Source organism: Streptomyces sp. NPDC007095, from assembly GCF_040634475.1.
In the GTDB taxonomy this organism is placed as follows: Bacteria; Actinomycetota; Actinomycetes; order Streptomycetales; family Streptomycetaceae; genus Streptomyces.
In genome coordinates, this window is the sequence record NZ_JBEYFS010000030.1 from 1 (window position 1) to 16,361 (window position 16,361).

General features: G+C 68.4%; 20 protein-coding genes and 4 pseudogenes. 10 read left to right on the top strand and 14 right to left on the bottom strand.

Going from position 1 to position 16,361, the window contains the following annotated elements:
• Window positions 1–93: 93 nt before the first annotated feature.
• Together ABZ656_RS12940 and ABZ656_RS12945 are read right to left on the bottom strand one after the other, a co-directional pair.
• Window positions 94–261: pseudogene (locus tag ABZ656_RS12940) on the bottom strand (transposase); the annotation flags it as partial.
• An 89-nt stretch (window positions 262–350) separates the two neighbouring features.
• Complete coding sequence (locus ABZ656_RS12945; RefSeq protein ID WP_360267368.1) at window positions 351–560, bottom strand: hypothetical protein; 210 nt, start codon at window positions 558–560, stop codon at window positions 351–353.
• 128 nt (window positions 561–688) lie between these two features.
• Here ABZ656_RS12945 and ABZ656_RS12950 point away from each other — a divergent pair, with 128 nt between their 5' ends.
• A complete protein-coding gene (locus ABZ656_RS12950) occupies window positions 689–916 on the top strand; it encodes a transposase family protein (protein WP_360267371.1) in 228 nt (75 codons plus the stop codon).
• A gap of 386 nt (window positions 917–1,302) precedes the next feature.
• On the opposite strand, the gene ABZ656_RS12955 is transcribed toward ABZ656_RS12950, so the two are convergent.
• Complete coding sequence (locus ABZ656_RS12955; protein ID WP_101403557.1) at window positions 1,303–3,633, bottom strand: tetratricopeptide repeat protein; 2,331 nt, start codon at window positions 3,631–3,633, stop codon at window positions 1,303–1,305.
• A 210-nt stretch (window positions 3,634–3,843) separates the two neighbouring features.
• Between ABZ656_RS12955 and ABZ656_RS12960 the strand changes: the two genes are divergently transcribed.
• From ABZ656_RS12960 to ABZ656_RS12975, 4 genes are all read left to right on the top strand, one after another.
• A complete protein-coding gene (locus tag ABZ656_RS12960) occupies window positions 3,844–3,975 on the top strand; it encodes a hypothetical protein (protein ID WP_360267375.1) in 132 nt (43 codons plus the stop codon).
• 46 nt (window positions 3,976–4,021) lie between these two features.
• On the top strand, window positions 4,022–4,546 hold the full coding sequence (locus ABZ656_RS12965) for a hypothetical protein (RefSeq protein WP_360267378.1): 525 nt from the start codon (window positions 4,022–4,024) through the stop codon (window positions 4,544–4,546).
• A 106-nt stretch (window positions 4,547–4,652) separates the two neighbouring features.
• The gene (locus ABZ656_RS12970; protein ID WP_360267381.1) at window positions 4,653–4,817 is read left to right on the top strand and encodes a hypothetical protein; all 165 of its coding nucleotides are present in this window, start codon (window positions 4,653–4,655) and stop codon (window positions 4,815–4,817) included.
• Window positions 4,818–5,006 carry a hypothetical protein gene (locus tag ABZ656_RS12975; RefSeq protein ID WP_101403555.1) on the top strand — a complete coding sequence of 63 codons (189 nt, stop codon included), beginning with the start codon at window positions 4,818–4,820 and terminating at the stop codon, window positions 5,004–5,006.
• 59 nt (window positions 5,007–5,065) lie between these two features.
• On the opposite strand, the gene ABZ656_RS12980 is transcribed toward ABZ656_RS12975, so the two are convergent.
• Entirely contained in the window at window positions 5,066–5,503 is a 438-nt protein-coding gene (locus ABZ656_RS12980) for an enoyl-CoA hydratase-related protein (protein ID WP_360267494.1), read from the bottom strand.
• 11 nt (window positions 5,504–5,514) lie between these two features.
• Here ABZ656_RS12980 and ABZ656_RS12985 point away from each other — a divergent pair, with 11 nt between their 5' ends.
• Window positions 5,515–6,606, top strand: a complete 1,092-nt coding sequence (locus ABZ656_RS12985) for an integrase core domain-containing protein (RefSeq protein WP_360267497.1) — start codon at window positions 5,515–5,517, stop codon at window positions 6,604–6,606.
• Between the two features lie 268 nt (window positions 6,607–6,874).
• Here the strand turns inward: ABZ656_RS12985 and ABZ656_RS12990 are convergent, their stop codons facing one another.
• Both ABZ656_RS12990 and ABZ656_RS12995 read right to left on the bottom strand, forming a co-directional pair.
• Window positions 6,875–7,543, bottom strand: coding sequence for a Type 1 glutamine amidotransferase-like domain-containing protein (locus ABZ656_RS12990; RefSeq protein WP_360267384.1), 669 nt, complete (start codon window positions 7,541–7,543; stop codon window positions 6,875–6,877).
• Window positions 7,544–7,640: 97 nt separating this feature from the next.
• Window positions 7,641–8,354 (bottom strand): annotated as a pseudogene (locus tag ABZ656_RS12995) (DUF6236 family protein).
• Window positions 8,355–8,535: 181 nt separating this feature from the next.
• Here ABZ656_RS12995 and ABZ656_RS13000 point away from each other — a divergent pair.
• Window positions 8,536–8,938: pseudogene (locus ABZ656_RS13000) on the top strand (transposase); the annotation flags it as partial.
• Between the two features lie 115 nt (window positions 8,939–9,053).
• Here the strand turns inward: ABZ656_RS13000 and ABZ656_RS13005 are convergent.
• From ABZ656_RS13005 to ABZ656_RS13020, 4 genes are all read right to left on the bottom strand, one after another.
• Window positions 9,054–9,863, bottom strand: a complete 810-nt coding sequence (locus ABZ656_RS13005; RefSeq protein WP_360267387.1) for a class I SAM-dependent methyltransferase — start codon at window positions 9,861–9,863, stop codon at window positions 9,054–9,056.
• Window positions 9,864–10,003: 140 nt separating this feature from the next.
• Window positions 10,004–10,564 carry a hypothetical protein gene (locus tag ABZ656_RS13010; protein ID WP_360267390.1) on the bottom strand — a complete coding sequence of 187 codons (561 nt, stop codon included), beginning with the start codon at window positions 10,562–10,564 and terminating at the stop codon, window positions 10,004–10,006.
• Complete coding sequence (locus ABZ656_RS13015) at window positions 10,561–10,920, bottom strand: hypothetical protein (RefSeq protein WP_360267393.1); 360 nt, start codon at window positions 10,918–10,920, stop codon at window positions 10,561–10,563. The genes ABZ656_RS13010 and ABZ656_RS13015 overlap by 4 nt, the downstream gene beginning before the upstream one ends.
• Before the next feature lie 43 nt (window positions 10,921–10,963).
• Window positions 10,964–11,152: an LAETG motif-containing sortase-dependent surface protein gene (locus tag ABZ656_RS13020; protein ID WP_360267396.1), complete on the bottom strand. Its 189-nt coding sequence runs from the start codon at window positions 11,150–11,152 to the stop codon at window positions 10,964–10,966.
• Window positions 11,153–11,335: 183 nt separating this feature from the next.
• Between ABZ656_RS13020 and ABZ656_RS13025 the strand changes: the two genes are divergently transcribed.
• A complete protein-coding gene (locus tag ABZ656_RS13025) occupies window positions 11,336–11,554 on the top strand; it encodes a hypothetical protein (RefSeq protein ID WP_360267501.1) in 219 nt (72 codons plus the stop codon).
• A 268-nt stretch (window positions 11,555–11,822) separates the two neighbouring features.
• Window positions 11,823–12,167, top strand: a pseudogene (locus ABZ656_RS13030) (VOC family protein); the annotation flags it as partial.
• Window positions 12,168–12,377: 210 nt separating this feature from the next.
• Here the strand turns inward: ABZ656_RS13030 and ABZ656_RS13035 are convergent.
• Together ABZ656_RS13035 and ABZ656_RS13040 are read right to left on the bottom strand one after the other, a co-directional pair.
• Window positions 12,378–13,193, bottom strand: a complete 816-nt coding sequence (locus tag ABZ656_RS13035) for an alpha/beta hydrolase (RefSeq protein WP_360267399.1) — start codon at window positions 13,191–13,193, stop codon at window positions 12,378–12,380.
• 216 nt (window positions 13,194–13,409) lie between these two features.
• Window positions 13,410–14,075: a DUF4097 family beta strand repeat-containing protein gene (locus ABZ656_RS13040; RefSeq protein ID WP_101404160.1), complete on the bottom strand. Its 666-nt coding sequence runs from the start codon at window positions 14,073–14,075 to the stop codon at window positions 13,410–13,412.
• Window positions 14,076–14,301: 226 nt separating this feature from the next.
• Between ABZ656_RS13040 and ABZ656_RS13045 the strand changes: the two genes are divergently transcribed.
• On the top strand, window positions 14,302–15,057 hold the full coding sequence (locus tag ABZ656_RS13045) for a helix-turn-helix domain-containing protein (protein ID WP_360267402.1): 756 nt from the start codon (window positions 14,302–14,304) through the stop codon (window positions 15,055–15,057).
• A 341-nt stretch (window positions 15,058–15,398) separates the two neighbouring features.
• Here the strand turns inward: ABZ656_RS13045 and ABZ656_RS13050 are convergent, their stop codons facing one another.
• Both ABZ656_RS13050 and ABZ656_RS13055 read right to left on the bottom strand, forming a co-directional pair.
• Window positions 15,399–15,695, bottom strand: coding sequence for a hypothetical protein (locus ABZ656_RS13050; protein WP_129592241.1), 297 nt, complete (start codon window positions 15,693–15,695; stop codon window positions 15,399–15,401).
• A gap of 155 nt (window positions 15,696–15,850) precedes the next feature.
• Window positions 15,851–16,222: a DUF6234 family protein gene (locus tag ABZ656_RS13055; protein ID WP_143677291.1), complete on the bottom strand. Its 372-nt coding sequence runs from the start codon at window positions 16,220–16,222 to the stop codon at window positions 15,851–15,853.
• Between the last annotated feature and the right edge of the window lie 139 nt (window positions 16,223–16,361).

A 16,361-nucleotide genomic window follows, 5' to 3' on the forward strand; every position in this document is an offset into this window, starting at 1 on the left:
CGCCAGGCATGGATCAACGACCCCGCCAAACGACGCCAAACCGAACAACAGATTTCATAGCATCACATTCGTTTCATTTGACTTGACAGGCACCGGGCCGAACTCACGCGGCATCTCCCGCCACTGGCTGCTCGTGCGGAACCGCCAAATCACCCCCTCGAACTGCTCCCGAAGCCGCTCCGGGTACGGCCCGTACTCGCCTATCGGCAGGAACGGCTCGATCAACTTCCACTGCTCGTCGGTGAGTTGCCTGCGTGTCACAATCGCCTTCCTACCGGATCCCCCTTCCCGAGGAACCCGGATCGGCAAGATTGATCACGACACCACACAGGCCCTAGTTAAAGGTGGTTTCAGAAAGACGGATCATCGGCAAAGCCTTCAGCGTGTGCGCGGATGTCAGCGGGCGTGTGCCTGTACTGCTGGAAGGGCGTGATGTCCTCGCCCCAGCTGGCGAGTGTGTCGATCGCGCGCTGCCGGTAAGGGGCGCTGCCGGCGGCGAGAGCCCACACGTCATCACGCAGGCCTTCAGCTTCGTGGGCGAGCTCTGGTGAGGCAAGCAACGGAAGTACAGCAGCTAGGGCGGCATCGCGGATCTTTAGCTCGTCGTCTGTGAGGAAGGGCTGAATGACGTCATAGAGGGTCGGTCGAAGGGCGCGGAACGCTTCAATGTCAGCTTCGTACCCGTCAGGTGACTCTTCGTTGGCGTCCGGGCTACAAGGCCGCCCGGAACCGGCCCCTCACCCGTGGTCAGAAGCTGTCCAACAAGCCACTGGCCGCGGTGCGTGCCCCGGTCGAGCACAGCTTCGCACACCTGAAGAACTGGCGCGTCCTGGGCAAGGTCCGCACGGATCCCAGGTGGGCGACCGCGCTGGTGCGGGCCCTGCTGGTCCTCACGAACAAGGAAGTTGCCCGATGACCGACGATCTTGTCGCTGGACTACCGCCCCGGACCTGGCCGAGCATCCCTATGCCTATGCACAGCAGCCCGTCCGACCTGCACTTTTCACGATGCACACTGCTCATTGCGGCGATACACAATGGACGCTTCACTCGGTGATCGTACTTTCCGCACCCTTGAGAGAGTCGCGTCGTTGTGGCACGCAGCCGGTCCTGGCCCGGGCCCCAGCTGCACAAACGGGCACCCGCCGGTTCGACCAACTGACCGATCAAGCCCTCGTCCGGCACCGCCACGGAGGGATCGGCAGCCACCATCGGCTGGCCCGCGGCGTCCGCCGAGGGCATCACATTATTCTTCAAATGCACCTCCTGCAAAGGGAAGTTACGCCGAAGTCCGTACAACTCGTCAGCTGCTCTTGTCCTGGTGCCTGTCCAGGCGGGCGCGGACTGCGTCGGCGTCGCGGTGCTGAAGGTCGTCCAGGATGTCGAGGCTTGCCCTCCAGGAGCGGCGGGCTGCGAGGGTGTCGCCGAGCGCGAGATAGGTGTCGCCGATGTGGGTGTGGATCTCGGCCTGGAGGAAGTAGTCGCCGATCGCCTGACGCAGGTGTAGGGACTCGAGGTACGGGGGGAGCGCCTCGTGGTACTCGCCCAGGTGATGGTGGATGAAGCCGATGCTGTCCAGGGTGGACGACTGGGCGGGCAGGTTTCCGCAGGCGCGGGACAGTTCCAGCGCCCGGCGACAGTACGGGAGCGCTTTCCGGGGTTCACCGCGGAGGGTGAGGTACCAGCCGATGCTGTTGAGGGCGGTGGCTTGTCCGGAGGGGTCGTCGACAGCCTCGAACAGCTCCAGCGCCAAGCGTGCCTCGGCGATGGCCTCGGCGTAGGCGTGTTCCTCGCCGTAGGCGATGGCGATGTCAATCTGGGTCCTGCCCTGGCGCGTGCGGGCGCCGACCTGGCCGAAGAGGTCGAAGGCGCGCCGCAGTTCGATATGGGCTTCGGGCTGGCGGCCCTGGGAGCGGTGTACCTGGCCGAGCCAGCGGTGGGCATGCGCCTGCCGGTCGAGTTCCCCGGTTCGCTCGGCGGCGGCCAGCGCTAATTCGCTGACCTGCTGCCACTGCTGCCACAGTCCCGACTTGAGCAGGTAGGAGACCTGCGTTCCGGCGAGCTGCCAGGCGTGATCGTCGAACCCCTCCTGCCGGGCCCGGGCGACGGTCTGGTCGAGCACCGTCTGCTCGTCCCGGTACCACCTCAGGGCCTGCTGACGGTCGGTCAGGACCTCGGGCGTCACCCCGACGGCCCGTTCCGCGAGGTCCAAAGGCGGCCAGGAGGCTTCGTCCGCGTAGGCGAGGGAACCCGCCCGGTACGCGGTGTGGAGATAGTGGTCGAGCATCCGCAGCGTCGACTCCGTCTGCACGCCGGTGGAGTCGTGCGCGTCGACCTGCTCGATGGCGTACGCGCGCAGCAGGTCGTGGAAGCTGTACCGCTCACGGCCCTGCCTGGTGACCAGATGGGCGCGGTGGAGGTCGTCCAGGAGGGTGCGGGTCCGGGGCAGCGGCAGACCCGCGAGGCTAGCCGCCGCGGCGGCACTGATATCCGGCCCGGGGTGCAGACCGAGCAGCCGGAACAGCCGGGCGGCCTCCGGGGCCAGGGCGCGGTAGGACCAGGAGAGCACGGCCCGGACATCGGCGTAGCCGTCGCCGGCCGCGAGCAGGTCCAGACGGGCGCGGGTGTCGCGCAGCTCGTCCGCCCAGACGCTCAACGGGATGCCGGGGTGGTCGCCGGCGCGTGCGGCAGCGATGTTCAGGGCCAGCGGCAGCCGGGCGCACAGCTCGATCAGCTCGTCGGCCGCGTCCGGATGGCCCAGGACGGGCTCGGGGCCAAGCCGACGGCAGAGCAACTCGCCCGCCTCCTCACGGGAGAGCACGTCAAGGGGGAGCGGAACGGCGCCGTCCAGGGCGATCAGGCCGGAGAGCCGGTTTCTGCTGGTGACGAGCACCAGGCAGCGGTCCGAGCCCGGCAGCAGCGGGCGCACCTGCTCCGCCTCGCGGGCGTTGTCGAGAACGATCAGGGTACGGGTGCCGGCCAGTCGGCTGCGGTAGAGCGCGAGTTGTCCCTCCGAGTCGGGTGGGATGCGAGGGGCCGGTACGCCGAGGGCGTCCAGGAAGCCGCGCGCCACGCCGGCGGCGTCGACCGGGGCGGCAGCGGGGTCGAAGCCGCGCAGGTTAGCGAAGAGCTGGCCGTCGGGGAAGCGGTGGGCCACGCGGTGCGCGAAGTGCAGGGCCAACGAGGTCTTGCCCACCCCGGCGGTGCCGGCGATCGCCGAGATCACGACCGTGCCGCAACCGGGCATCTGATCGCCCAGCAGCGCGTCGAGCTCTTTGAGCTCGCGGGCGCGCCCGGTGAAGTGCCGTATCGCTGCAGGCAGTTGCTGCGGCACGGCCGACTCCGCAGGGACAGCCAGGTCGGGCACGCCGGCCGACGGCATAGCGCGCAACGCCTCGCGGGCCTGAGCGATGTGCTGCCACCGCGCCCGCCATTGCGCCTCCTCCGCCGGTGTCACGCCGCAGGCGCGGACGAGGGCGAGGCAGACCTCCAACCGCGGGAGTTCACGGCGACGCGGGTTGAGTGCGTCGGACAAAGTGCTGCGCGCGACGCCGCTGCGCCGCTGCAGTTCCTGCAGGGACGGCTGACCCGCCCGCACCTTCAGCGCCCGCAGGTCGTGAATGTAGCCGGCCACACTTTCCGCCGGCTCACACGCTCCTGGGCGTGGCTGTGCCTCCGTCATGCCGTTCCCCCTGTAAGACCCGCTGCCCAGCCGGGGCAACCGGATCCGTCCGGACCTGACCGAGAACATTGTCGCGCGGGTGTCAACATCCGCAGACTCATACAGACGAAGAGACCTCCGGCACAGCGCCGGAGACTGACGGGGAGGAAACGGACCTTGAAGATGAGCCACATAGCCCGCGCCGGCCTCGTCGCCGCCACGGTGCTCACTGGCATCGGGGTCGGCACCGGCACCGGCACCGGCACCAGCACCAGCACCAGCACCAGCACCAGCACCAGCACCAGCACGCAATGACGACCACCGAAGATTGTCACCGGCTGTCACAAGGCGGCCTGGGGAAATGGGGGATTCTGTGAAGAAGATCAGCCGGATAGCGCGCGCGGCCATGGTGGGGACGCTGGCGCTGGGCGGCGTCGTGGCAGGCACGAGCAACGCTTCGGCGGCGACCAGCAACTGGGGCTGCCGCTCCGAACACACCCAAGACGGCAGCTTCGCCTACGAGGGCTACGGTATCCACCTGGACTCATGCATCGAGGACCAGTTGGGCAACAACGGGAGTGGCTTCTACGCCCGCATTGCTGTCACGCTCGACCCTGGCAGCGGCCCCGACCACCCGGCCGTCTTCCCGTGCGCGCAGTTGTGGAAGTCGGACGGCCGCGGTGGCTGGTCCTATGTGCACGACTACCACTGCATGGGCTGGTACGGGCCTGGCACCAACGACGCCATCTGGATCAGCGACGACGGTCAGAACTACAACCCTGACACTGGCGGCGCGTACGTGGTGCGGGTGGGCTTCTGGGCCACTATCAACGGCAAGTACGGCTATTACGGCGACGTGGAGTCGCCGGTCGCCTCGGTGTGGTGACCGCGGAGGGCTTGTATCGGGATAGACGAGGGTTCCCTGGTATTCGCCCTGCCGGGAACCCTCGTGCGTCACGACGATCGCGGAAGGCGAGAAGCTACTGCGCAGCATGGGGACATTCCGGGCAGAGCAGATCGCAGCCCGGATCGCGCCGTACGCGCACACGGTCGCCGGCGTGGACCACGGCCCACCGGTTATCGCGCGGCCGACGCGCGGCCTGCTCGCAGACGGGCCGCTCGCGGGCGAGCTGAAGACGCTGCTGACCGGCGGCTGAATGGTGCCTCATCACCAGCTCGCTGGGCGCGGGGTTGCCCTCCAGCAGGTCGCCGCGCCCGGCCCGGGCGGCAACATCTCCTGCGCCAACCGTTGCGCCAACTCCTGCGTCATCTTCTGCGCGAGCCTCGCCGACGTCGCCGCATCTGTGCAGGTCACCCTCACCGTATGGGCGTGGTGGGACCCTTGACATCCCGGTTGCGGCGGGAGTCATACGCCTAATGACGCCGTAAGGGGGCGGTTCGTAATTTAATGTCCTTTTCTGTCTGAGGTGGGAGCAAGGCCGCTGGTGGAGGTTCCGTCGGCCATTGCTGGTTCGTAGTGGGCGCCGACGGAGAGCCGGGCCGCGCTGGCGCGGGCGTTGAGCATCTCCTTGGTGATGCTCAGGGTTGCGGGGTCTCGCCGGATGGCGGGTTTGACCCACTGGGTGACGGCCGCCTCCAGGTCGTGCCTGGGGACGACCTTGGGCAGGAGGGACATCTCCTGGGCCCGGTGGGCGTCGAAGGGTTCTGCTGTCAGCAGGGCTTCACGGACTGCGGCCTGGCCTGACTCTGCGTGGAGCCGGTCCAGGATCCCACCCCAGGCCGGCGGGACTCCCAGAACGTGCGGGTGCCGAAAACCCCATCCATGATCTGTGACCTGCAGATCCTCACGAACGGTCAGTGATCGTCGGATGGGTCGTGTCAGGCTGGTGGATCGTGCTGTTGCGACTGCCCTACCTCACCGTGTCAAGCGTGTTCGCCTTCATACGGCTGCTGCCGATGAGCGCTGCGGACAGGGACATCGAGATATCGACGCTGCGCCACCAGTTGGCTGTCCTGCAGAGGCAGATCAACAGGCCGCGCGTCACCCCGGCGGACCGCGCTTTCCTGGCCGCGCTTCTCCACCAGCTCCCCAGACCCAAACTGCGGCAGCTGCACCTGATCGTCTCCCCGGACACGGTCCTGCGGTGGCACCGTGACCTCACGCGCCGTCGTCACGCCGAAGCCTCTCGTCGCAAGCGGTCCGGCAGGCCGCCAGCCCGTCGCTCCATCCAGGCCCTTGTCCTGCGCTTGGCCCGCGAGAACAGCTCCTGGGGGTATCGGCGCATCCACGGCGAACTCGCCGTGCTCGGCATCAAGGTCGCACCATCCACGGTCTGGGAGATCCTGCGGGCGCACCGGATCGAGCCAGCGCCCGAACGCAACCGTCAGACCTGGGCCGCATTCCTGCGCGGCCAGGCCCACGCGATCCTGGCCTGCGACTTCTTCACCGCCACCACCCTCAACGGTGCGACGCTGTACGTCTTCGCCGTCATCGAGCACGCAAACCGCCCCATCCGCATCCTCGGCGCGACCGCCCACCCCACTGCGGACTGGGTCACCCAGACCGCAAGGAACGTGGTCATGGACCTCCAGGATGCCGGCGCCACCGTCCGATACCTGATCAGGGACCGCGACAGCAAGTTCACCGGCGCGTTCGATGCCGTCTTTGAGGCCGAGGGCATCGAGATCGTCACCACCGGCATCCGCGTTCCCCGCATGAACTCGATCATGGAGCGCTGGGTGCAGACCTGCCGGCACGAGCTCCTCGACCGCACCTTGATCTTGAACCAGGCCCACCTGCTCCACGCGCTCGGCGAGTTCGAGTCGATCTACAACCAGCATCGGCCTCACCGCACCCTGCACAGCGCAGCTCCCCTTCGGCCGCTCCGCGAACCGATCACCGAACCGGACCGGCTCGACCACCTCGACATCCGTCGACGCAACCGACTCGGCGGCCTCTTCCACGAGTACGCACACGCGGCCTGACCAGCTCGGACGTAATAATCGGCACCCGCAGGCGGTGTCGATCCACGCGCCGGAGAGACGACGACGTCCTCCAGGACGAGGCCGGCCGCGTCGGCGAGCGCGGCCAGGTCCACGGTGCGGCCGTCGACCAGCGGGCGCAGCACCGTCTCCGCCGCGGGGGCGAAGTCGTACACGGCGACGGCGGCGGACAGCGTCACCGCGTCCTCGCCGACGTCATCGCCCCTGGGCACGGCACTGCCCCGTCCGGGGCTCCCCACCACGCGTTGAGTCACGGATGGAACCGCCACCGGCCTTCGGAAATGACATCCACCTTGCCGTCCCTGACGCGAACGGCCGTCTCGTCGTCGATGAAGTAGATCGGGAAGTCCGCCCGCGCAGCGATGCGATCAGCCCAGGCGTCGTCCCGCTCGGGGAAATCCGGCGAGTACAGGTGGGGCTTGAGATACCAGTCGAAGAGGCCGAACGGCGGCTCCACGGTCGTCGCGCCGAGCACGTGGAGGTCCGTGGTGTCCCCGATGACGTCGGCGGAGTGTCCGGTGAGATTACGGCTGAAGATCATTGATCCGGCGCTGACCCCCACATAGACCCGGTTCTCCAGCGCCTCCAGGAAGCCGTCGGCCAGGCCGTTGCCGGTGATGCTGCGCGCGAGGTGGTAGTGGCTGCCGCCCTCGACATAGATGACGTCGGCGTGGAGCAGCCGGTCGAGCACCATCTGCCGGAGCAGGCCGTTCAGCTCCAGGACGTCGAACTCCCGCCAGCCGAGGCCGTGCAGCCGGTTCATGTCCGCGACGACCCACCCATGGTCCCCGGGCTCGGCGACGGACGCCGTGGGAACGAACACGACGTTCGCCGATCCGAACGGCTTACCCAGCATGTCCCGCAGCGCATCCCGCAGCGTCTCGTTGCGCAGGCCACTCGCCGTCAACAGAAAGTTCATCGGGCGAGCCAAGCACGGCTGACGGGCGCGCGCAACGAACCCAGGATCCACCAATACCGTCATGGCATGGCCGCATCAGGAACAGGCACTGAAGCCGTTATGCGCGACGCCGACCACCGGTGAGCCGGCGCAGGAGCGACGGGGGTTCAAGGCCACGTTCGACGGACAGCAGATAGGCGGCCGGGGACGCGGCAAGGAGGGCCTGGCGCTGTTGGTTGGCAGCGCGCCGCAGGCCAATGACGGCGAACGCTGCGCCGAGGGCCGCGCCGATCACGGGCTCACCGGCAAGAACGCCACCAGCGACAGTGCCAGCGGCGGCGGGGAGTTCGAACTTGAGGTTCGCCGCACTGAACGCAGTCTCGACGCCCAGCCCCTTCAAAGCTCTGCGGAGGTCTTCCAGCGGAAGAGCGAAGCGGCGGTCCACCTCCATCTAGACGTAGCCGTCGCGAGCCTCGGGCAGGATCACCTCGGCCAGCTCGGCCCGGAGGCTCGCGACCGTTTCAGTAATCGCCGCGCTGAAGGCCTCGAACTCCGATCGGTGCCGGCTGCGCAGCTCCACGATCTTTCGGACCGGTACATCCGTGAGGTCCGCAGGAACCATGATCCGGATGGCCAGCATGCCCACCGCACCGGCGGGATCCTGCGCTGGTTCTGGGGCCGGGTCGAGCAGGGCAGCCGCGATGCGGTCCCCGTCCCAGCCGTCCGATGCGAGACGAGCTGCCGGCTGGTCGGTGGTGGGGGCGAACCGTCCCTGCCGGGCCAGCTCTTCGACGAAGACGCACTTGTACACCCAGGCCGACTCGGTATGCATGGCCCGTACCGCTTCAGATTGGCTTCACAGCCTGTGAGCTGTGGCTTTGCCGGACGATCAGCTGGCTCGGTGGTACTCATTGATCAGTCCGACGACGGCTTGCCGGCGTTCGATCCGGGCTGGTGGCAGTGGGATGACGTTGGCATCGTCCAGCGGCGCGAGTTGGCCCCGGCCTTGATGCGGCAAGAAAATCAACGGCCGAAAGCGCCACCTGGTCGTCGACACCCGCGGCCTGCCCCTCATGGTCATGGTCACCCCCGCCGACCTGCATGACGCCGCCGCGGCAAAGGAGGTGCTGTTCCGTCTGCCCCTGATGCACCCCGAGATCACGATCGTGTGGGCCGACTCCGCTTACGCCGGGAAGCTCGTCGACTGGGCGAAACAGCACCTCAACCTCACGATCAAGCCGGTCAGCCGTCCCAAGGACGCCTCCGGCTTCGTCGTGCTGCCCCGCCGCTGGGTCGTCGAGGTCGCTCGCCTGGATGATGCACGCCCGCCGCCACGCGAGGGACTACGAACGGCTCATCCAACACTCCGAAACCTTAATCACCTGGGCGGCCATCACCCTCATGACCCGCCGTCTCGCGCGGAAAGGCGCCACCCCCAGCCGGCCGAGGAAACCGCCCGCTGTCGACGGCTGGCCGGCGAAGGTCAGCTGGACGAAAGAAGCCTCAGCCCATCCACTTGGGCAGGGCAACGTCAAGCCTGACCATGCGCCATCAGGGCTGCATGAGGCAACACGAGTACACCGCCCGGACCGGCAAACTCCGCGCACAACGCCTCAAAGTGGTTTTTGATCTCGGCAATGACCATCGGGGCCTGACTCGTCACGATCTGGCCGATCGTCGCCACTCCGGCGGCCGGTCCGCTCCACCACTCCTCAAGCGTCGTCTGGTGGTCCCAGGTCAAGGTGTCGCAGACGACGTCCGTCAGACCCGCCTCGCCGAGCAACGCGGCGAAGCCCTGTTCAGTACGGAGGAAGTCGTCTTCGGGAGCAAGAGCCGGCAGGTGAGCTGGACGGGTGACGCCTGCCGCCTGGACAGCCCTACCCAACAGGGCCCGCCCGGCGGCGTCGGGAACCGCCCAGATGGTGACGGCGATCCGCCCGCCCGGCCGCGTCACCCGTCGCAACTCCCTCAGGGCTGCCCGAGGCCGTCCGACATGATTGAGAACGAAGTTGCCGACCACGGCATCGAACTCGTCGTCGGCGAACGGCAGGCGCGGCAGAGCGGCAAGCCGCACGTCAGCTTCCGGAGCCGCCAGCGCGGCCCGGGCGACCATGCCGGGTTCGGCATCCACCGCCGTCACCTTCGCTCCCCGCTCACATGCAACTGCGGCGGCGCTGCCAGTGCCCGTCCCGACATCGAGGACCCGCACACCCTCCCTGGCACCGGCAGCGTCGAGGAGCCCAGGCACCGGATACGCACAGAGTTTGGCAAAACTCGCAGCATAGGCATCGGCCTGCCCCGCCCACGCCCGCCGCTCGGACTCATCAAACACCGTCTGCACTACTCGTCCCCTCCCCGGAACAACCACCGCCGCGATCACGACCCGGCGGACCTGACGCTAACCCATCGCTGATCAACTGCGACCGGGGTTCAGAAACACGCACTCAGTGCGAGTTCCAGGTTGAGGAGCCGGCCCGCGGCTCAACTCCGGTCTTCCTCGCCCTCGATGTGGGGACGGACGTCGGTCCAGAGCGTCCGCAGTACCGTCTTGGCCTGTGCGACGAGGCCAAGGACCGTCTCCTGACTCATGTTCCGTTCCCGGCCCCCCACGACCAACGCGGCGAGCAGTGTGGCGGCGTTCTCGACATGCCCCGGCCCCAGCGGACGTCCTTCCGACATGCAGTCCAGCCATTGCCGGAGCAGGTCGAGGTCATAGGAGATCCGGTCCAGCAGGTCCAGGATCTGGGTGACCCGGCCGGTGACGTCGTTCACGCTGGTGCGGTGCCGTACCGATCCGTTCGCGTGCATCTCTCGCTGGAGGGCCGCTTCGACCAGGATGCCGGCGAAAATCGGTGACGCTCCAGTCCGGGCCGATCTTCCAGCCGGGGGCTGGCGGTCTCCGCGGTCGCGGACCGTCACCTGGGCGAACAGGACCGCGCGTCCTGCGTCGAGGTCCAGGCCGTCCTCCACGGCGGTCAGCACAGCCTCGTCTGCGGACCGCAGCAGGGCATCGAGTTCGGCGTCGCTGTCGAAGCGGGTCATCGCCCGCCTCCGTCGTTCACGCTGGGCAGGATCGTCTTGAGCCGGCCGCGGCCGCGGCTCAGGTTCTGCCGTACGGCTTCGTGGGTCATGTCGGGGGCATCGCTGATCTCGCTGGTCGCGAATCCGTCCAAGTGCCAGGCGAGGAACGCGCGTTGCAGGGGCGGCAGGGCGGCGTGGGCGCGGGTCTCTTCCTCTTTGAGTTCCACTGAGCGCAGGGAGCAGACGCCGCCCGGCACCCCGCCCCGCCGCAGACCGATTTCCCTTGACGAACTGCATAGGGGCCCCAGCAAGCGGGCGTGGTCGCCCAGGACCCGGTGGAGGTCGCCGGCATCGGCCGTGACGAACTCGAATGGCATGCTCCGATCCTCGCAGACGCCGATGGCCACCGGGCCGCGCTGGTCAGCCCCTGCGGCGGCGGGCGAACAGCACCGCTCCGACGCCGAGCACGGCGAGGGCCCCGGCGGCCGCGGCGAGGGGGACGGTGGCGTTCGAGGTGCCGGTCTCGGCCATCTCCCCGTCGGTGTCCGACGGCGCGGCGGGCGGAGCGGACGTGGTGGCGGGCGGCGACGTCGGGGCGGCCGTTGCCAAGTCCGTCGGTGAAGGCGTCGAGGCCGGCGTGGTGGCGCTCGGCGTCGGCTTCGCGGTGGTGGGCTCCGGGGTCGGGCTGGTGGCTGTCCGCTGGATCCGGAAGGTGTCGTTGCCGTGGCTACGCCCGCGCAGGCGACTTCCTTGCCGGTGTCCGGGAAGCGGTAGACGTCCGCGAAGGCGCCCGTGAAGGCGAACTCGGAGCCCCCGAGCGTCTTCGGCACGTCCTTGACGACGCGCACGCGCAGCTCGTACGTCCTCGTCTCGCCGGGCTTCAACGGAGGCGCGTCGATCCTGCCGGAGCCGTCCAGCGGCTGCCACCCGCCGTCCGCGGTCCGTGCCTCCACCTTCACGAAGTCGCTCATGTCGGCCAGCTCCGGGTCCTCGGTCTGGAGCCAGGGGTAGGCACTCGCCACGACCGCCGGCAGGTCCCGCTTGCCGACGTTCGTCACGGAGCCCCGGGCCGGCTGCCAGTCGCCGCCCGCCATCAGCACGGTGGCTGCCACGTCGACCGAGACCGTCACCTCGTCTTGCTCGTAGTCGCCGTAGGCGGTCGACACGTCGGTGCAGTTGGGCAGGGACCCAGGGTCCTCCGCCGTCCGGGCTGCGGGCGAGCCGGCGAGCAGGGCGACGGAGGCGGCGGCCGCGATCACGGCCGGACGGAACTTCATGGCGCTTCTACTCCGAGCAGCTCGGTCTGGAGCCCGTCGATGAGCGGCCCGGCGGGCTGCTGTACCGGTGCGAAGGCGCGGACTTCGTCCTGTTCCAGTCGACGGGAGCCTCGCCCGGCACCTTCACGCAGATGGCCTTCGAGGTCGACGGCATCGAGACAGTCGTGTCGGAGCTCAAGCGGCGCGGCGTGGTGTTCGAGGAGGTCGACGTGCCCGGGTTCCGGACGAGGGAGGGGATCGCGGAGATCGACGGGAACTACCCGAGCAAGGGCGCACGGGGTGAACGCGGCGCCTGGTTCCGTGACAGCGCGGGGAACATGCTGGGCGTCGGCGAGCCGGTCGTCTGAGGAGAGCACCCGATCGGTGTCCGGGTCGCCCTCCACGACAAAGGGGGCGAAGAATCTCCCTGCTTCAGCAGGGAGAGCAGGTCAAAGCTTCACCTCGTCCGCCCCGCGCGAAGGATGGCGGCCGCTGCGCGGCCCGGACGCGGTCGAGCTGGACGGTGATGAGGGTGGTGGCGAGGATGTGTCGTTGTCGTCAGTCCGCCGGTCGTGTCTTCAGTGCCCCGTGCGGTCGGGGGTGGCGGCCTCGCGTACGGCCTCGGCGATGGCCGGGAAGTCCTTCTTGAGGATCGCACCGTGGTTGCTGGCGACCTTCGCGGCGATCTGGATGTTCGGGTTGTGGGCGGTGACCGCGTCGAGGCTGGTGCGTATCCGTTCCTGTTCATCACCGCGGCTTCCGAAGGACGTTCCCGAAGCGATCACATACCGCACCGGGACGGTGATGCTGTCCAGCACGGGGCCCAGCTCGCGCTCGCGGGAGAGCCTGCCGAGCTCGATGTTGCTGTCCGCCTGCTGTTCGGCGGTCATCCGCGGGGCCAGGCCCGTCGGTCGCAGCAGCGGCAGGAACCAGCTCATGCGCCTGAACAGCTTCCGGATCCGCTGCTCCATGGCCTCGTCGAGCCAGTCGTAGGGGAACGCGCCGTCGACCAGGACCGCGCCCAGGGCGCGCTCCGGATTCAGGCCGGCCCAGTGTGCCCCGACGGCCGCCCCGTAGGACCAGCCCACCACCAGCGCCCGGTCCACACTCCTGGCCGCGAGAACGGCATCGACGTCCCGGACGGCTGCCTCGAAGGAGTAGTCCGCCGAACGCTTCGATCTGCCGCGGGCCCGCTCGTCGTAGGTGATGTGCCGCCACCCCGGCCCCAGTTCGTCGATGACGCGCCGCCAGTACCCCTGAGTGGCGAACTGGCCATTGAGGTAGACCACAGGGATCCCGGGACCGCCGGTGTCGGTGACGGCCAGGGCCGTATCGTCGACCGGCACCATGCCGGTCCACTTCGAACTGGTCGAGGAAGTGCTGTTCTTCGTCATGTGTTCCCCCTGGTCGCGTGAGAGCGTCTTGTGTGCCTTCTCCAGGCCCTGGACGTGGATCGCGGGCCACTCAGGACGGACCGGCCGCGTCCTCGGCGACGACCGACAGGATGTCGATCGCGGTGGGCGCGGCCGGACGGTCCTGGTCCTGCTCCTTGCTCTGTTCCTTGCTCTGTTCCTTGCTGTGTTCCTTGCTGTGTTCCTTGCTCTGTTCCTTCAGAGGCTGCGGGCGGTGATGTCGCCGCGGGAGGTGGTGGCGCGGATGTCGAGTTCGGCGGTGCCATCGTTCTTGAGGGCGTTGCTGACCCGGCCGTGACCGGTGCCGGCGTCCAGGGCGGCCGAGACGCCGGCGGCGGCGCCGACCGAAATGTCGCCGGACTGGGTGCGGAGCACGACCGTGCCGCGCAGGGCCTCGGTGATCCGGATGTCGCCCCTTGCGGTGCTGATCTCCGCGGAGCCGCCCAGCCGGCCGATCTCGACGTCGCCGTCGATCGCGGTGAGGCGGACGCTCGAGGCCTCGTCGATCTTGATCTGGCGGTACGCGCCTTCGAAGGCGACGTCGCCGAGGCGTCCGACGCCGCGGAGCTCGGCACTGGCGGTCTTGGCCTCGATGCGGGAGCCGGCGGGCAGTTGGACGGTGACCTCCAGAGATCCGGAGGGGCCGAGAAGCCGGCTGTCGGGGGTCGAGGCCGTGATCCGCAGGACGCCGTCGGCGTAGGCGACGGTGGTCCGCTCAGCGGTCTTGGTGTCGCGGCTCTTGGAGGGGTCGGCGGGCAGGACCTCGACAGTGGTGTCGGCGCGGTCCGCAGCGATGAACTGGACACGTCCGGCGGGGATGTCCAGGACGGCGGAGATCGGGGCGGGGGTGTCGAACTTCTGCATCATGCTCTCCCGTGCTCACTCGTTGTTTCCGACACCGGAAAAGCTACGTTGCGTTCGTGTTTTGAGCAACTAGTTCGTTGCGTCTAGCTTGCATCGTCGCAGGTAGAAGTCCATTTTTCGTTGCAACGGATATGAATCTAACGCAATGACAGGCGCTCTGGTCGTTGCATTGGATGTGGGTGAACGCTACGCTGGCGGCATCAAGAAGGCACGAAAGGAGATCGCGATGCCGGGAGGCAGACTCACCCAGCAGGAGCGTCAGCAGATCGCGCTGGGGCTGGCCGACGGCCTCGCCTACGCGGAGATCGCCCGACGCCTCGACCGTCCGACCTCGACGATCACGCGTGAGGTGATGCGCAACGGCGGCCCCACCGCCTACCGCGCCGACCTGGCCCACCGCGCCACCGAACGCCGCGCCCACCGGCGCAGGCCCGCCTCCTCCCGAGGGCCGGAGTCGGTTCCCCTGCCGCACGGACGCGACGCCGAGGCCGTGGCCGAGTACGAGGAGACGTTCACCACCCTTTTCATGCAACAGGGCCTGCCCAAGATGACATCCCGGGTGCTGACCTGCCTGTTCACCACCGACGCGGGCAGCCTCACCGCGTCCGAACTCGTCCAGCGCCTCCAGGTCAGCCCCGCCTCCGTCTCCAAAGCGATCGCGGCCCTCGAAAGCCTGGGCCTCGTCCGCCGCGAACGTGACGAACGCCGCCGCGAGCGCTACGTCGTCGACGACGACATCTGGTACCAGTCGACGATCGCCAGCGCCCGCGGCATCGCCCAGGTCGCCCAGACTGCACGGCAGGGCGTCGCCATCCTCGGCCCCCACACCCCGGCCGCCGCCCGCCTGGAGAACATCGCCCGCTTCAGCGACTTCATCAGCGAAAGCATCCTCCGCGCCGCGGAGCAGGTCCGCGAAGTCCTCCACACCAAAACCGAAACAACCTCGAACGACACCGCCCGACCAAGTCCGGACCACGGATAGACAGCCGTCCCGGTCGGTCTCCTCCGTGTCGACCGCCAAGGCGAGCGAGCCGAGGACGGCGTCCCCGGCCGCACGGACGGTGAGCGCCTTTCCGGCGGGCAGGTCGACGACGGTGGCACGGTCCCTCCCTTGCCGCAGAGGAAGACGTCACGGCCGTCCGGCCGCCGATGCTCCAGCAGTTGCCCATCAGGACCGATGGATGCTCAGCGCCGGTTTTCGTTCCGATCCCTCAACCCCCGGTCCGCTCACGGCGACGGCATCCGCCCACGGCCCTGGTCGCTCTCACCGACAACCGCTGTACCGATGGTCCCCAAGGCTGGTGATGAACCGAACGGGCCGGACTAGGTTCGTGGGCAAGGGCCTTGAGAGGTGAGGGCTGCCAACCGCAGTTCACCCCAGGGCATGAAGTCGAGCACGATCGCATCGAATTCACACCCGACCGCAGGGAAATCCTCTGGCCGCGGGTGTTCCGGGCCATCGGTGAGGTTCACGAAGTCGATGAAGGCCAGAGCATCGAAGGCGGGAACGATCACAGAGACCTCCACGCCAAAACGTCCTCGATGCCCTGTCACTCGGCAGCGAACCGTCTGGCGCGGACTGAGCCCGCTGCGGGTCCACTGGTGGTCGTTGCCGGACACAGCCGGTCAGCCTAGTACTCCGGTCCGATTCTGTGAGCTGCAAGGCTGAGGGTGTGGTGAGTCGTCGACCGTAGCTGTCCCGTGCCGATCAGACTTGGGCATCTGCCACCGAACGCTGACCGCCCGGCCAGGGTGATGCCGCGTTCCGCAGCATCTCATCGAGCGGGCACAGGGGCGTCACAGACCAGGCCCGCGTGACAGGCGTCCCGATAGGAGGACTCGTAGACGCGTTCACCGGCAGCCTTCGCGCCGATCATGATCCCGCAGATGGCGACGGACATCACGAGCTGGGTGATGGCGACCGCACGTATCCGGCGGACTCCGGCCACGACAGCGGCGGCCAGGGCGGCGGCCGGCACGAACGCGGCCTTCTGCAGGTAGGGGCCCGGCGGGGCGCCGTAGTTCTGCGGGTCCCACGACCAGTAGGACGAAGCCCAGGACAGCCAGACCAGGGCAAGGGCTGCCAGCTCGACAGCAGCCAAGGCCGCGGCCACGCCCCGGCCAGTACGTTCGGTATCTGCACTCACCCAGCGACAGTCGCCCCGGCAGGCGCGCGGTGTCATGAGTACCCGTACTCAGACCCACCCCATGGCGCCCACGAGCACTGGTCAGCGCTCGGCGGCGAGGGAGCGGAACGTGGCCCGCAGGGGTGCCGGGGTCGGAGCT